Below are 15,425 nucleotides of genomic sequence, written 5' to 3' on the forward strand. Positions count from 1 at the left end.
GGGAGAAGACCCTCTGCCAAGCTGGCCAGCGACGGTGGGCATCCCTTCGCCCACTCACGCGCACCGCGGCAGAGGGTCTTCGTAGGGGCCCCGACCAAGAACAACCACCCGATCCAGCACCCCGCACGCAGCAGAACCGAAAGAGCAGCCCCCGAATCAACCCAACCACGCGGCACCGACACAAACGCCGAGCAGGCAGGCAGTTGTCCACAGGCGGCACGGAGCAGCCCCCGACTTCCATCCAACCCGGACCCACCGACGGGAACGGTTGTCCGGGTCGGAGTTGTCCACGGTCCACGGGATGGGAAGCGGGGTCCGCGAGTTGGTACCCGGCCCGCAGGTGTGCCACCATCGGACCGTGGCTCACTCCGCCCTGATCATTATCGACGAGCGCGTCGGCTGACTCCGCACCACGGAGCACCGGCGCGCAGACCTCTCGCATGTTGCGGGGGGTCTTTTTGTTTGTCCACTCCCTGCACACCTCTCGATGAGGAGCGATCCCGTGACCCGCACGACTCCGGCCGGAACTCCGCTCGGCGACTCCTTCCACGTCTACGACACCACCCTGCGCGACGGGGCGCAGCGGGAGGGGATTTCCTACTCGGTGGCCGACAAGTTGGCCGTCGCCCGGTTGGTGGACGGGTTGGGGGTGGGGTTCATCGAGGGCGGGTGGCCGGGGGCGATGCCGAAGGACACCGAGTTCTTCGCCAGGGCCGCTGCCGGGGAGTTGCAGTTGCGGCACGCCGCGCTGGTGGCGTTCGGGTCGACCCGGCGGGCGGGGAGCACCGCCGCGAAGGACCCGCAGGTGCAGGCGTTGCTGGCGTCGCAGGCGCCGGTGGTGACGCTGGTGGCGAAGTCCGACCGCAGGCACATCGAGCGGGCGCTGCGGACCGACGTGGCCGAGGCGGCGGAGATGGTGCGCGACACCGTGGCGTTCCTGGTGGGGGAGGGGCGGCGGGTGTTCCTCGACGCCGAGCACTTCTTCGACGGGTACGCGTTCGACCCGGACACGTCGCTGCGGGTGCTGACCGCCGGGTTCGAGGCGGGGGCCGACGTGGTGGTGCTGTGCGACACGAACGGGGGGCAGTTGCCGCTGGGGTTGGCCGAGACGGTGCGGGAGGTGATCGCGCGGACCGGGTTCCGGGTGGGCATCCACTGCCAGGACGACACCGGGTGCGCGGTGGCCAACAGCGTCGCCGCGGTGCAGGCGGGGGCCACGCACGTGCAGTGCACGGCCAACGGGTACGGGGAGCGGGCGGGCAACGCGGACCTGTTCCCGGTGATCGGGAACCTGGCCGTGAAGCTCAGGATGGACGTGCTGCCGGAGGGGAAGCTCGCCGACCTGACGCACGTCTCGCACGCGCTGGCCGAGCTGGCGAACATCGCCCCGGACACCCACCAGGCGTACGTGGGGCACTCGACGTTCGCGCACAAGGCGGGCCTGCACGCCAGCGCGATCAAGGTCGACCCGCTGCTCTACAACCACATCGACCCGACCGTGGTGGGCAACGACATGCGCGTGCTGGTCACCGAGATGGCCGGGCGGGCGAGCCTGGAGCTCAAGGGCCACGAGCTGGGCGTCGACCTGGTGGGCAGGCCGGAGGCGGTGGACAGCGCGCTGCGGAAGGTGAAGGACCTGGAGTCGCGCGGGTGGTCGTTCGAGGCCGCCGACGCCTCCCTGGAGCTGCTGCTGCGCGGGGAGATCGCAGTCGTCGACCCGGACGCCCCCGCCACCGGGCACCCGTTCGAGCTGGAGTCCTACCGGGTGATCCTGGACCACCGGCTCGACGGCGAGGTGGTGTCGGAGGCGACGGTGAAGGTGCACGTGGCCGGGCACCGGGTGATCGCCACCGCCGAGGGCAACGGGCCGGTGCACGCCCTGGACGCGGCGCTGCGCCGGGCGCTGGTGCCGCACCTGCCCTGGGTGGACGAGGTGGAGCTGACCGACTACAAGGTGCGCATCCTCACCGGGGCGTCGCGTGCAACCCAACACGGCACCGATGCCGTCACCAGGGTGTTGGTGCAGTCCTCGGACCGCGAGCTCGAGTGGACCACGGTGGGTGTGCACGGCAACATCGTGGAGGCGAGCTGGCTGGCGCTCTGCGACGCGCTCGCGCACAAGGCGATGCGGGTCCGGTCCGGGGTCGGCGCGGGCGGCCTGCGCGGGTAGGCCGCCCCCGAGCGGGAGGAGGCGGTCGGCGTGCGGGTTCTGCTCGTCGGTGCGGTGGTGCTGGTGTCGGTGGCCGGGTGCGCGGGGGGCGGGTCGGCGGAGCGGGAGCCCGCGGCGGCACCACCGGCGACCTCGGCGCCCGCCGCGGACGTGTGGCTGGACCGGGTGGAACCGGCGGACGCGGTGTCCCGGGTCGGGGTGCCGGGGACGTGCCCGCTGCCGTTCGCCTTCGACGTCGCCGCGGGGTGGACGGCCGCGGCGGGGGACGGGGAGTCCCGCGACGGGCTGGCCGCCGACTGCGCGGTCAGCTCGGACACCGGGCGGCTGCGGGTGTGGGTGGGCGGTGAGCCGGGCAGCACCCCGCGCGGCGCGCTGGAGCGGTTCATCCAGGGTGAGGGGACCATCGCCGAGCCGACCTACCGCGAGTCCACAGTGGGCCGGGGCACGGGCGTGGAGCTGACCTTCGCCCGCCCGGACGGCGGCGCGCCGGGGCGGGCGTTCGCCGTGGCCACGCCGCTGCGCACCCTGGTCGTGTCGGTGGAGACCGGTTCGGCGGCGGCCTACGAGCGGGCGCTGCCCGGCTACCTGCTGGCCAAGCAGAGCCTGACCCCGGTCGAGCGCTGACCCCGTTCTAGTGTGGGTGCCGTGCGTATCGCTCGAATTGCCCATCCAGCAGGTGTCGCGTTCGTCTCGATCGAGGGCGAGGGGTCCGACCAGGTCGCCGCGGAGATCTCTGAGCACCCGTTCGGCACCCCCGAGTTCACCGGGCGCCGGTGGCCGCTGGCCGATACCCGGCTGCTCGCGCCCATCCTGCCCACCAAGGTGGTCTGCGTCGGCAAGAACTACGCCGACCACGCCAGGGAGATGGGCGGCGAGGCCCCGGCCGACCCGGTGATCTTCATGAAGCCCTCGACCACCGTGGTCGGCCCCGGGGCGGCCATCAAGCTGCCCAGGGACTCGTCCCGTGTGGACTTCGAGGGCGAGCTGGCGCTGGTCATCGGCCAGCCCTGCCGGGACGTGCCCGCCGCCAGGGCGGGCGGGGTGATCCTCGGTTACACGATCGCCAACGACGTCACCGCCCGCGACCAGCAGCAGCACGACGGGCAGTGGACCCGGGCCAAGGGGCATGACACGTTCTGCCCCCTGGGTCCGTGGATCGAGACCCAGCTCGACCCCGCCGACCTCGACTTGAAGACCACGGTCGACGGCGAGGTGAAGCAGGACTCCTCCACCGCGTTCCTGCTGCACGGGGTGCCCGAGCTGGTCGAGTGGATCTCGAAGGTGATGACCCTGCTGCCCGGTGACGTGATCCTCACCGGCACGCCCGCGGGCGTGGGGCAGATCGTGGCCGGGCAGACGGTGTCGGTGTCCATCACCGGCCTGGGCACCCTGACCAACCCGGTCGTCAACCGCTGAGCCCGCGGGCCGATCCCCCGCGCGGGCGGGGGATCGGCCCACCGGTCACCGGCGGGCGAAGTCCGGCACCGGCTCGCTGAGCACCCCGCGCCCGATCACCTGCGCCGGGACGCGGTTGAGCACCGGGAAGCGCCGGATGAGCCGGATCGGCAGCGGCAGCGTGGCCGACCGCGCGATCTCCACCCGCCCGGCCAGCGTCGGCGCGATCGCGTTGCGGTGCAGGAGCCGTTGCAGGCCCTGGATGAGCACCGTCGGCAGCAGCCTGCGGTACCGGACCCGCGCCAGGTCGGCCTCGGTGACCCGCCCGCGCGCCAGCGGTCCGGCCAGCAGCCGGGCCGCGGCGATGGCGTCCTGCACCGCCAGGTTGATGCCCACCCCGCCCAGCGGGGACATCGCGTGCGCCGCGTCGCCCAGGCACAGCAGGCCGTCGCGGTGCCAGCGGGTCAGCCGGTCGAGCTGCACGTCCAGGGTCTTCACCTCGTCCCAGGAGCCCAGCGCCCCCGCCCGGTCCGCCAGCCACGGCGCCACCGCCACCACGTCGCGCAGGACCGCCGACACCTCGCCCCGGCGGGCGTCCGCGTCGGACCCCTTGGGGATGAGGGTCGCGGCCTGCCAGTACTCCCGGCGGTCGATCAGCACGGTCGCGCGCCGGTCGCTGATCAGCGGGACGATGCCGCGCGGGTCGGTGTCGTGGCGGGGCAGGCGGAACCACCACACGTCCATCGGGGTGCGGTAGCGCTTCTTCGGCAGCAGCGCGGCGTCGCGCAGCACCGAGGAGCGGCCGTCGCAGGCGATGGTCAGCCGGGCGCGGAGTTCGCCGGTCCGCCCGTCGCCGGTGCGGTACGCGATGCCGGTGACCCGGTCGCCGTCGCGGAGCAGGCCGGTGGCGGCGGTGTTCATCCGCAGCTCGAACGTCGGCTCCCGCTTGCCCGCCGCGGCCAGCAGGTCGAGCAGGTCCCACTGCGGGACCATGGCGATGAAGTTGTTCGGCCCCGGCAGCGAGCGCAGGTCGGCCACCCTGGCGACCCCGCCGGAGAAGGGCACCTCCACCTCCTCGATGCGGCTCTGCGGGATCTCCCGGAACGCCTCGCCCAGGCCCAGCGCGTCGATCAGGTCCAGGGTCGGCGGGTGCACGGTGTCGCCGCGGAAGTCGCGCAGGAAGTCCGCGTGCTTCTCCAGCACGGTCACCCGGATGCCCGCCCTGGCCAGCAGCAGCCCCGCGACCATCCCCGCCGGACCGCCCCCGACCACGAGGACGTCTGTGTCGGTCATGGCTCTCCCCTCTCCGGTTCCAACTGTTTTCAACACTCGTTGAATAACTGTGCACCCGGCCTCCGGCGAGGTCAAGGCGGATCGGCAGGGATACGCTGATCAGGCTATGAGCACCCCAGACGCCACCACCCCAGTCCGAGCCCGCTTCTGCCCGTCACCGACCGGCACCCCGCACGTCGGGCTCATCCGCACCGCCCTGTTCAACTGGGCCTTCGCCCGGCACACCGGCGGCAAGCTGGTCTTCCGGATCGAGGACACCGACGCGGCCCGCGACTCCGAGGAGAGCTACGCGGCGATCCTCGACGGCCTGCGCTGGCTCGGCATCGACTGGGACGAGGGTCCCGAGGTCGGCGGCGAGTACGGCCCCTACCGGCAGAGCCTGCGCGCGGACAAGTACGCCGAGGTCATCGCCAAGCTCACCGAAGCCGGTGAGCTGTACGAGTCCTACTCCAGCAACGAGGAGGTCGAGGCGCGGCGCAAGGCCGCGGGCCAGGACCCCAAGCTGGGCTACGACAACCACGACCGCGACCTGACCGACGAGCAGCGCGCCGCCTTCCGCGCCGACGGCCGCGAACCCGTGCTGCGGCTGCGGATGCCCGACCGGGCCATCGCCTTCACCGACCTCGTCCGCGGCGACATCAGCTTCCCGGCGGGCAGCGTGCCCGACCCGGTCCTGGTGCGCGCCAACGGCCAGCCGCTCTACACCCTGGTCAACCCGGTCGACGACGCCCTCATGCGGATCACCCACGTGCTCCGCGGCGAGGACCTGCTGCCTTCGACCCCCCGCCAGATCGCGCTCTACGAGGCGTTGCAGCGCGTCGGTGTGGCCGAGTTCACCCCGCACTTCGGGCACATGCCCCTGGTCCGCGGCGAGGGCAACAAGAAGCTGTCCAAGCGCGACCCGCAGTCGAACCTGTTCGCCTACCGCGAGCGCGGGTTCGTCCCCGAGGGGATGCTCAACTACCTGGCGCTGCTGGGCTGGTCGATCGCCGAGGACCGCGACATCTTCTCCATGGCGGAGATGGTCGAGGCCTTCGACATCGGCCGGGTCAGCGCCAACCCGGCCCGCTTCGACCTGAAGAAGGCCGAGGCGATCAACGCCGAGCACCTGCGCGCCCTCGACACCGGCGACTTCGTGCGCCGGGTGCTGCCGTATCTGAGCGCCGCGGGCGTGCTGCCCGCCGAGCCCACGGCCGACCAGGTGGCCACTGTGGACGCCATCGCGCCGCTGGTGCGGGAGCGGCTGGTCGTGCTCTCCGACGCCGCGGGCATGGTCGGCTTCCTCTTCGCCGACGACGCGGGGTTCACCCCCGAGGCCGACGCCGCGGCGAAGAACCTCGGCCCGGACGCCGAACCGGTGCTGACCGCGGGCATCGCCGCGCTGGACGCACTGTCCGAGTGGACCACCCCGGCCATCGAGGAAGCGCTCAAAACCGCCTTGATCGACGGTCTGGGACTCAAGCCGCGCAAGGCGTTCGCGCCGGTGCGCGTAGCCGTGACCGGGCGAACCGTGTCCCCGCCGCTGTACGAGTCGATGGAACTGCTGGGCCGCGACCGCACCATGGGGCGGTTGCGCAAAGCGCTTCCCTAGTGGGGAACGGGTAACGCGATCCGGAGGTCCCGCGATAGTCTTTTCCCGGCTGTCGCGGGACCTTCGCGCTTGACCGTGTCAGAAGCCGGAACACCACCCGGGCAGACGAATCGCGGACCCCGGCGCGGCACTTAGCCTCGCGTGATGAGAACACCGCTCGCGCCCCTCCCGGCCGCCGCCGCCCCCGAACGGCAGGCGCGAGCGCCCCGCACCGAACCGCCCCGGATCACCGCCGTGTGCCTGGACATCGACGACACGCTGATCGACTTCACCGGCTCCGCCAGGAAAGCCCTGCACCGCCTCATCGGCCGCGACGACATGTGGGCCGCCTGGCAGCGGGTCACCGACGAACACCACGCCAGGGCCGTCGCGGGGGAGTACGACTACGACACCATGCGCAGGGCGCGCACCAAGGCCTTCCTGGCCGACCTCGGCGCCCTGGTGGACGACGAGGCGGTGGCGGTCCTCGAAGACCGCCGCCTGGCCCAGATGCGCGGCGCGTGGCGGCTGTTCCCCGACACCGTCCCCTGCCTGGACTGGCTGCGCGCCGCGGGCCTGAAGATCGGCGCCGTCACCAACGCCTCCGGCCCGCACCAGCGCGCCCGCCTCGCCGACCTGGGCCTGGGCCGCTTCTTCGACGCCGTCCTGAGCCCCGCCGCGATCGGCGCGGCCAAACCGGACCCGCAGATCTTCCACGCCGCCTGCGAACACCTCGGCGCCCCTCCCGAGGAGACCCTCCACATCGGCGACCGGCTCGACCTCGACGCCCACGCCGCCCGCGACGCCGGCCTGCACGGGGTCTGGCTCGACCGCCCCGCACCCGGCGGCCTCGGGGCCGGGAACCGGGCCGACGACCCCGACCCGGACGTCGGCGTACCCGTCCTCGACTCCCTCGCCGACCTGCCCGCGCTCCTCGTCAGCGAGTACCGCACACCGGCCGTGACCAGCGGGTCCGCCGTCCCCGATCCCCGGAGCTGACCCCCGATTTCACCCCGGAGGGGGCTGTGGTCTAACATCTTCTCCGGCAAGAGGGACAGGCCACCGGGTAGCTCTCGGAGGCCGGAACCGAATGCCATTGGGGTATGGTGTAATTGGCAGCACGACTGATTCTGGTTCAGTTAGTCTAGGTTCGAGTCCTGGTACCCCAGCGGTAGAGCACCACAGCGAGTCTGCTAAGGTCTCTCCCAGCAAAACAGAACACGAAGTACGAGTTGTTCTAGGGCCCCGTCGTCTAGCGGCCTAGGACGCCGCCCTCTCAAGGCGGTAGCGCGGGTTCGAATCCCGTCGGGGCTACAGGGTTTGGGGTCCCCCATCAGCGGAAAAGATGCTGATGGGGGACCCTTTCGCTATGCCACCCGGGGGGCGACCCCCCGGACCCCCACGGTGCGGTGGGTGCCTGAACCAGCGTGGTCGGGTGGCTCTGGTGGTCGGGTGGCTCTGCTCGGGCTTCGCCCGTGTGTTTGGTGGGCGAAGTGGGGCTTCGGGGGAGTGCTCGTTGGGGTGGATTGTGTTCTTTGGGGGAGAAGAAAGCATGCAAAGCTGACCCGCGACGGTGGGCATCCCTTCGCCCACTCACGCGCACCGGGCATGCTTTCTTCGTAGGGGCCCCGAAGAACACAATCCACCCCAACGAGCCCCGTCCCGGGAAGTCTCCGCAATCGGTGGCGGGGGCTAGAGGCGGTTTTGGAGGGCGTCGGCGGCGGCCAGGAGGTCGGCGGCCCAGCGGGCGCCGGGGCGGCGGCCCATGCGGTCTATGGGGCCGGAGACGGAGATTGCCGCCACGACCGTGCCGGAGGCGTCTCGTACTGGGGCTGAGACGCTGGCCACGCCTGGTTCGCGTTCGGCGACGCTTTGGGCCCAGCCCCTTCTGCGGACTTCCAGGAGTGCGCGTTCGCCGAAGACCGCGTCTGCCAGGAGGCTGCGCTGGGTTGCCGGGTCCGACCAGGCTGCGAGGACTTTTGCCCCTGAACCCGCTGTCATCGGGAGGCGGGTGCCGATGGGGACTGTGTCCCGCAGGCCGCTGGGGGGTTCTGCGGAGCAGACGCAGATCCGGTGCAGGCCGTCGCGGCGGTAGAGCTGGACGCTCTCGCCCGTGCGGTCGCGCAGTCTCGGGAGTACCGCCGTCGCGGCGTCGAGGAGGGGGTCGGTGGCGCCGCCCGCCAGTTCCGCCAGCGCGGCGCCGGGGCGCCACCTGCCGTCGGTTCCCCTGCGCAGCAGGCGGTGCACCTCGAGCCCCACCGCCAGGCGGTGCGCCGTCGCCCGGGGCAGGCCCGTCTTCGCGCACAACTCCGCCAGGCCGCAGGGTTCCTTCGCCACGGCCTGCAGAACGGCCATTGCCTTGTCCAGAACTCCGATGCCGCTATGCTGTCCCACGTCTCGATACTACTTTCCCGTCATGTGGGAAGTCCAGTCTGTTCGAAGTGCGACCGGGAAGCTGATGGTGATGAGCGATGGGCAAAACGCTCGCTGAGAAGGTGTGGGACCAGCACGTGGTGCGCCGCGGTGACGGCGCCGAACCGGACCTGCTCTACATCGACCTGCACCTCGTGCACGAGGTGACCAGCCCGCAGGCGTTCGACGGCCTGCGGCTGGCCGGGCGCCCCGTGCGCAGGCCGGACCTGACGATAGCGACCGAGGACCACAACGTCCCGACCATCGGGATCGATCTCCCGATCGCCGACCCGGTCTCGCGCACGCAGGTCGACACGCTCCGCCGCAACTGCGCGGAGTTCGGGGTGCGGCTGCACCCGATGGGCGACGTCGAGCAGGGCATCGTGCACGTGGTCGGCCCGCAGCTCGGCCTGACCCAGCCGGGCACGACGGTGGTGTGCGGCGACAGCCACACCTCCACCCACGGCGCGTTCGGCGCGCTGGCGTTCGGCATCGGCACCTCCGAGGTCGAGCACGTGATGGCCACGCAGACGCTGCCGCTGCGGCCGTTCAAGACCATGGCGATCACCGTCACCGGCGAACTGCGCCCCGGCGTCACCGCCAAGGACGTGATCCTCGCGGTCATCGCGAAGATCGGCACCGGCGGCGGCCAGGGCTACGTCCTGGAGTACCGCGGCCCGGCCATCGAGAAGCTGTCGATGGAAGCCCGGATGACCGTGTGCAACATGTCCATCGAGGCGGGCGCCCGGGCCGGGATGATCGCCCCGGACGAGACCACGTTCGAGTACCTCAAGGGCCGCCCGCACGCGCCCCAGGGCGCCGACTGGGACGCCGCCGTGGCCTCCTGGCGCGAGCTGCGCACCGACGACGACGCCACCTTCGACGCCGAGGTGGTCGTCGACGCCGCGTCGCTGACGCCGTTCGTCACCTGGGGCACCAACCCCGGCCAGGGCCTGCCGCTGTCGGCGACCGTCCCGGACCCGGAGCTGATCGCCGACGAGAACGAGCGCGTCGCCGCGGAGAAGGCCCTGGCGTACATGGACCTGGCGCCGGGCACCCCGCTGCGCGAGATCGGCGTCGACACCGTCTTCCTCGGCTCCTGCACCAACGGCCGGATCGAGGACCTGCGCGCCGCCGCCGACGTCATCCGCGGCAGGCGGGTCGCCGAGGGCGTGCGGATGCTCGTGGTGCCCGGCTCGATGCGGGTCCGCGCGCAGGCCGAGTCCGAGGGCCTGGACGCGGTGTTCCTGGCCGCGGGCGCCGAGTGGCGGCAGGCGGGCTGCTCCATGTGCCTGGGCATGAACCCGGACCAGTTGGCCCCCGGGGAGCGCAGCGCGTCCACATCGAACCGCAACTTCGAGGGCAGGCAGGGCAAGGGCGGGCGCACCCACCTGGTGTCGCCGCTGGTGGCGGCGGCCACCGCCGTGCGCGGGACGCTGTCGTCCCCGGAAGACCTGTCCGACGACCTCGTCGGCGCCGCGACCAGCGGCGACGACCGGAACTGAGGGGAATCGACCATGGAGCCGTTCACCACCCACACCGGCGTCGGGGTGCCCCTGCGCCGGTCCAACGTGGACACCGACCAGATCATCCCGGCGGTCTACCTCAAGCGGGTGACCCGCACCGGCTTCGAGGACGGCCTGTTCGCCGCCTGGCGCTCCGACGAGCACTTCGTGCTCAACCGGGAGCCCTACCGGGCGGGCAGCGTCCTCGTCGCCGGGCCCGACTTCGGCACCGGGTCCTCCCGCGAGCACGCCGTCTGGGCGCTGTCGGACTACGGCTTCCGGGTGGTCGTCTCCGCCCGGTTCGCCGACATCTTCCGCGGCAACGCGGGCAAGCAGGGGCTCGTGGCCGCCGAGTGCGAGCAGTCCGACGTCGAGCAGCTCTGGAAGCTGCTCGAAACCGAGCCTGGGACGCAGGTCACGGTGGACCTGGTCGAGAAGACCGTCAGCGCCAAGGACTTCACCGCCAGGTTCTTCGTGGACGACTACACCCGCTGGCGGCTGCTCGAGGGCCTCGACGACATCTCCCTGACCCTGCGCCACGAGGCCGACATCGACGCGTTCGAGCAGGCCAGGCCCAATTGGAAGCCGGTGACGACCCCGATCGCCACCCCCTGATCGAGGAGCCGGATTCCCCTTGTCGAGAAGGGGTATCCGGCCCTTCCCCGGCCCCTTCCCGCCCCTCCCGGACACTTCACAACACACGCCGACCCCCGCGCGACGCCCCCCCGAAAACCCCGAATCCGACCCCCCGAGGGATGCGGATCGGGACGGTTAAGGAAAAATCAGGGCGCGTCGCGTGGAAATCGCGCGCATTTCGGCCTATCTTGGGCAAGAAGTCGGCTCGCTTGGGTCGTAAACGGCAGTGTGGCTCTCTTACGGAGGACTGAAGGGTGAACAAGGCCCAACTCATCGAGGCGCTCACCGAGCGCCTGGGCGACAAGAAGGCCGCAGGCGCTGCGGTCGACGGTCTCGTCGACGTGATCGTCCGCACGGTCAACAAGGGCGAGAAGGTCAACATCACCGGCTTCGGCGTGTTCGAGAAGCGCGCCCGCGCCGCCCGGACCGCGCGCAACCCGCGCACCGGTGAGACCGTGAAGGTCAAGAAGACCAACGTTCCCGCCTTCCGCGCGGGCACGATGTTCAAGGAGGTCGTGAGCGGCGCGAAGAAGCTGCCCAAGGTCACCGCGGCCAAGGCCACCACCGCGCGCGCGGCGGCGGGCACCACCACCCGGGCGACCACGACCCGCGCGGCGGGCACCGCCACCACCACCCGCACCCGCGCGGCGGCGGCGAAGCCCGCGGCGGCGACCACGCGCGCCACCACGACGCGCAGCCGGGCAGCGGCGGCCAAGCCCACCGCGACCGCCACCAAGGCGACCACGGCGCGCACCACGAAGGCCACCGCGGCCAAGCCGAAGGCCGCCACCACGGCCAAGGCGACCCCGGCCAAGGCGACCACCGCGAAGGCGACCACCGCCAAGACCACGGCGGCCAAGGCCCCCGCGGCGAAGAAGGCCACCCCGGCGGCGGCCAAGGCCACCACCACCGCAGCCAAGAAGGCCGCCCCGGCCGCCAAGGCCGCGCCCAAGGCGGCGGCGAAGACCACCTCCGCCGCGCGCAAGACCACCTCCGCGGCACGGAAGACCACCACCAAGAAGTAGTCGGTGCACGGTCGTCCGAGAGGACGGAAGTCAGGTCGCGAGAGCCCCGCACGCTTCCCCCGTGCGGGGCTCTCGCGCATCCGCGCCCGGTTCCGGAACCCGATCCGGCGGCATTGACCACACCGATCCGGTGAACGCGCGAATTGGCAACGAAGGACAGCGCGCTCCCGGGAAATGCTGAGCCGCACTCACACGCCGGACTCCGCCGAACCCATCGCGCGTCTCACCGGCGGGCACTCCCGGGCCGACTCCCCGTTCGGACTGCCCGCCCGGACCGGCGACCCGCGGCGGGTTGTCCGCGCGCAATTCCCGCGATCGGACCGCGCTCACGGCGCCAGGTAATGCGCGCCGACCAAGCGCGGTTTCCGGCCTTTCGTGAACGACAGGACCCACACGCTGCCCTTGCGGCAACGGGAGTCGGTGGGCACGTCCGTGCCCCGGCTCAGCTCCGCCACCACGTCCGGGATGACCCCGCCCTGGCTGCACACCACCGGTGTCCCGCCCGCCGCCGCGATCGCCAGCAGCCGCGCCGCCGCCCGCGCCGGGTGCCGCTTGTGGCTGGGCTCGGCCAGCGCGGGCTCGGTGGTCAGGGACAGCCCCAGCAACCCCGCCAGCGGCGCCACCGTCGCCGTGCAGCGCAGCTTCGGGACCGCGTGCACCCGATCGGGGTGGAACAGCGGCAGCAGCCGCGTCAGGGCGCGGGTCTGGCGCTCGCCGGTCTTCGACAGCGGCCGCTCGTCGTCCGGGCCCGCCCACAGCTCCTTCTTGCCCGCGTGCGCGTGCCGGACCAGCAGCACCGTCGTGGCGTCCGGGCCCACGGCGGTGAAGCGCGCCAGCACCCCCCGGTCGGCCGGGTGGGTCAGCACCGGCGCCGCGTCCGCCACGCCCAGCCAGCGCAGGGCGTCCACTTCGTCGTTGACCGCGAAGGCGCCCGACACGGCACGGGCGGCGAAGTAGTCCACCACCTTGTCACCCGCGGGCACGGTGTAGGCGACGCGGGACAGGTGCGCGCCCAGGACCGCGCGGAAACCGGTCTCCTCCGCCACTTCCCGCACGGCCGCCGCGCAGGTCGTCTCACCCCGGTGCAGCTTGCCCTTGGGCAGGCTCCAGTCGTCGTAGCGCGGCCGGTGCACCACCGCCACCTCGAGGGCGCCGGAGTCCCCCCGCCGCCACAGGACGCCGCCCGCCGCGTTGATCCGCCCCGACATGCTCAGCCGAGCGCCCGGTGCTTCACCAGCATCTGCGCCTGGTGGTCGCGCACCGTGGACTCGCCCGCCGGTGAGGGTTCCCAGTCGCCCTTGGCCGAGAGCACCCAGCACCGGGTGGCCGGGTCCAGCGCGGAGTCGAACATCTCGTCGAGCTGCCTGGTCAGCCTCGGGTCCTTCACCCGGACCTGCACCTCCACCCGGCGGTCGAGGTTGCGGTGCATCATGTCCGCGCTGCCGATCCAGTGCTCGTCGCACCCGGCGAAGACGAAGACCCGCGAGTGCTCCAGGAACCGGCCCAGGATCGACCGGACCCGGATGTTGTCGCTGAGCCCGGGGATGCCCGGCTTGAGCGCGCAGATCCCGCGCACCACCACGTCGACCTCGACCCCGGCCTGCGACGCCCGGTACAGCGCGTCGATGACCCCTTCGTCCACCAGGGAGTTCACCTTGATCCGCACCCCGGCCCGCCTGCCCGCGCGCCGGTGCTCGATCTCGTCCTCGATCCGCTCCACGATCCCGCGGCGCACCCCGTAGGGCGCCACCAGCAGGCTGCGGTACTCGTCCTGCCTGGCGTACCCGGTGAGCACGTTGAACAGGTCCGTCAGGTCCGAGCACACGCCCGCGTCGGCGGTCAGCAGGCCCACGTCCTCGTAGAGCCGCGCGGTCTTCGGGTTGTAGTTGCCCGTCCCGATGTGGCAGTACCGGCGGATCGTGGACCCCTCCTGGCGCACCACCAGCGAGGTCTTGCAGTGCGTCTTGAGGCCCACCAGGCCGTAGACCACGTGCACGCCCGCCTTCTCCAGCGCCCGCGCCCACTTGATGTTCGCCTGCTCGTCGAAGCGCGCCTTCAGCTCCACCAGCGCCACCACCTGCTTGCCCGCCTCGGCCGCGTCGATCAGCGCGTCCACGATCGGGGAGTCGCCGGAGGTCCGGTACAGGGTCTGCTTGATGGCCAGCACGTGCGGGTCGCTCGCCGCCTGCTCGATGAACCGCTGCACGCTGGTGGAGAACGAGTCGTACGGGTGGTGCACCAGCACGTCGCCCTCGCGCAGGGTGGCGAACACGCTCTTGGGCGTCTCCCGCTCGCCGAACGCCGGGTGCGTGGCCGGGACGAACGGCGGGTCCTTCAACTCCTTGCGGTCCACGCCGTAGACCTGCCACAGGAAGGTCAGGTCGAGCAGGCCGCGCACCACCACGACGTCGTTGGGGTGCACCTCCAGTTCGCGCAGCAGCAGCTCCAGCATGTGCTCGCTCATGTCGTCGGCGACCTCCAGGCGCACCGACGGGCCGAACCGGCGCTGCGCCAGCTCCCGCTCCAGCGCCTGCAGCAGGTCCTCGTCGCGGTCCTCCTCGACCTCCAGGTCGGCGTTGCGGGTGACCCGGAAGGCGTGCACCTCGCTGACCTCCATGCCCGCGAACAGCGAACCGAGGTGCGCGGCGATGAGTTCCTCCAGCGGCAGGAAGATCGCCACCTGCTCGTCGGCGCTGCGGTCGATCGGCACCAGCCTCGGCACGTTGTCGGGGACCTTCACCCTGGCGAACCGCTCGGTGCCGCCCTCCGGGTCGCGCACCGTCACCGCCAGGTTCAGCGACAGGCCGGAGATGTAGGGGAACGGGTGCGCGGGGTCGACCGCGAGCGGCGTGAGCACCGGGAACACCTGGCCGCGGAAGTAGTGCGACAGCCGGGTGCGCTCCTCCTCGGTCAGCTCCGACCAGGTGGAGATCTTGATGCCGCACTCCGACAGGGCCGGGCGCACCCGGTCGGTGAACGCCTTGGAGTGCTGCTCGACCAGCTCCTGGTTGCGCTTGGAGATGTAGGCCAACTGCTCGCGCGGGGTCAGGCCGTCCGCGCTGCGCACCGACAGGCCCGTCTCGTTGCGCCGTTTGAGCCCGGCCACCCGGACCATGTAGAACTCGTCGAGGTTCGAGGCGAAGATCGCCAGGAACTTGGCCCGCTCCAGCAGCGGCTGCGAGGCGTCCTCGGCCAGCGCCAGCACCCGGGCGTTGAAGTCCAACCAGGACAGCTCGCGGTTGAGGTAGCGGTCGTCCGGGAGGTCCGTCTCGGCGGCCGCGGGCGTCACCGCGGGCGGCGCGGAGGGGACACCCCGCGGTTCCGGCGTCGACTCCGGTGCGCTGGTCGGGGTGGCCGCGGGCTCCTGGGGCTGGTTGTCGGTGCTCACACGCCCCATTGTCCGGTACCGATCCCGGAAT

The 15,425-nt window shown here is 71.9% G+C and carries 12 protein-coding genes and 2 tRNA genes; 10 read left to right on the forward strand and 4 right to left on the reverse strand.

The features are described from left to right. The first annotated feature begins 502 nt into the window (after positions 1-502). From cimA to UO65_RS10770, 3 genes are read left to right on the forward strand one after another with little or no spacing between them, the layout of a single operon-like run. Entirely contained in the window at positions 503-2,170 is a 1,668-nt protein-coding gene (cimA, locus tag UO65_RS10760; protein ID WP_035281319.1) for a citramalate synthase, read from the forward strand. Positions 2,171-2,200: 30 nt separating this feature from the next. Continuing rightward, a complete protein-coding gene (locus UO65_RS10765) occupies positions 2,201-2,794 on the forward strand; it encodes a lipoprotein (protein WP_035281320.1) in 594 nt (197 codons plus the stop codon). A 21-nt stretch (positions 2,795-2,815) separates the two neighbouring features. Beyond that, positions 2,816-3,586, forward strand: a complete 771-nt coding sequence (locus UO65_RS10770; RefSeq protein ID WP_035281352.1) for a fumarylacetoacetate hydrolase family protein — start codon at positions 2,816-2,818, stop codon at positions 3,584-3,586. Between the two features lie 45 nt (positions 3,587-3,631). Here UO65_RS10770 and UO65_RS10775 read toward each other — a convergent pair whose 3' ends face one another. Then, positions 3,632-4,858 (reverse strand): FAD-dependent oxidoreductase, encoded by a 1,227-nt coding sequence (locus UO65_RS10775; protein WP_035281321.1) that lies wholly within the window; start codon positions 4,856-4,858, stop codon positions 3,632-3,634. Positions 4,859-4,964: 106 nt separating this feature from the next. Between UO65_RS10775 and gltX the strand changes: the two genes are divergently transcribed. The 4 genes from gltX to UO65_RS10795 all read left to right on the forward strand — a co-directional run bounded on the left by gltX (position 4,965) and on the right by UO65_RS10795 (position 7,742). Beyond that, complete coding sequence (gene gltX, locus UO65_RS10780) at positions 4,965-6,449, forward strand: glutamate--tRNA ligase (protein ID WP_035281322.1); 1,485 nt, start codon at positions 4,965-4,967, stop codon at positions 6,447-6,449. 144 nt (positions 6,450-6,593) lie between these two features. After that, positions 6,594-7,427, forward strand: coding sequence for an HAD family hydrolase (locus UO65_RS10785; protein ID WP_233427527.1), 834 nt, complete (start codon positions 6,594-6,596; stop codon positions 7,425-7,427). Between the two features lie 98 nt (positions 7,428-7,525). Continuing rightward, positions 7,526-7,597, forward strand: a tRNA-Gln gene (locus UO65_RS10790). A gap of 72 nt (positions 7,598-7,669) precedes the next feature. After that, positions 7,670-7,742: transfer RNA gene (locus UO65_RS10795), tRNA-Glu, on the forward strand. Positions 7,743-8,120: 378 nt separating this feature from the next. On the opposite strand, the gene UO65_RS10800 is transcribed toward UO65_RS10795, so the two are convergent. Further along, positions 8,121-8,822 carry an IclR family transcriptional regulator gene (locus UO65_RS10800; RefSeq protein ID WP_181400161.1) on the reverse strand — a complete coding sequence of 234 codons (702 nt, stop codon included), beginning with the start codon at positions 8,820-8,822 and terminating at the stop codon, positions 8,121-8,123. A gap of 77 nt (positions 8,823-8,899) precedes the next feature. Here UO65_RS10800 and leuC point away from each other — a divergent pair, with 77 nt between their 5' ends. The 3 genes from leuC (at position 8,900) to UO65_RS10815 (ending at position 12,006) form a co-directional block, all read left to right on the forward strand. Next, entirely contained in the window at positions 8,900-10,345 is a 1,446-nt protein-coding gene (gene leuC / locus UO65_RS10805) for a 3-isopropylmalate dehydratase large subunit (protein WP_035281324.1), read from the forward strand. A 12-nt stretch (positions 10,346-10,357) separates the two neighbouring features. Then, positions 10,358-10,960, forward strand: a complete 603-nt coding sequence (gene leuD, locus UO65_RS10810) for a 3-isopropylmalate dehydratase small subunit (RefSeq protein ID WP_035281325.1) — start codon at positions 10,358-10,360, stop codon at positions 10,958-10,960. Positions 10,961-11,235: 275 nt separating this feature from the next. Continuing rightward, positions 11,236-12,006 (forward strand): HU family DNA-binding protein, encoded by a 771-nt coding sequence (locus UO65_RS10815; RefSeq protein WP_035281326.1) that lies wholly within the window; start codon positions 11,236-11,238, stop codon positions 12,004-12,006. Between the two features lie 326 nt (positions 12,007-12,332). On the opposite strand, the gene UO65_RS10820 is transcribed toward UO65_RS10815, so the two are convergent. Together UO65_RS10820 and UO65_RS10825 are read right to left on the reverse strand one after the other, a co-directional pair. Further along, entirely contained in the window at positions 12,333-13,214 is an 882-nt protein-coding gene (locus UO65_RS10820; RefSeq protein WP_035281327.1) for an NUDIX hydrolase, read from the reverse strand. A gap of 2 nt (positions 13,215-13,216) precedes the next feature. Next, positions 13,217-15,403 (reverse strand): RNA degradosome polyphosphate kinase, encoded by a 2,187-nt coding sequence (locus tag UO65_RS10825; protein ID WP_084175453.1) that lies wholly within the window; start codon positions 15,401-15,403, stop codon positions 13,217-13,219. Positions 15,404-15,425: the final 22 nt, after the last annotated feature.

The sequence above is a fragment of the Actinokineospora spheciospongiae genome (genome assembly GCF_000564855.1).
In the GTDB taxonomy this organism is placed as follows: Bacteria; Actinomycetota; Actinomycetes; order Mycobacteriales; family Pseudonocardiaceae; genus Actinokineospora; species Actinokineospora spheciospongiae.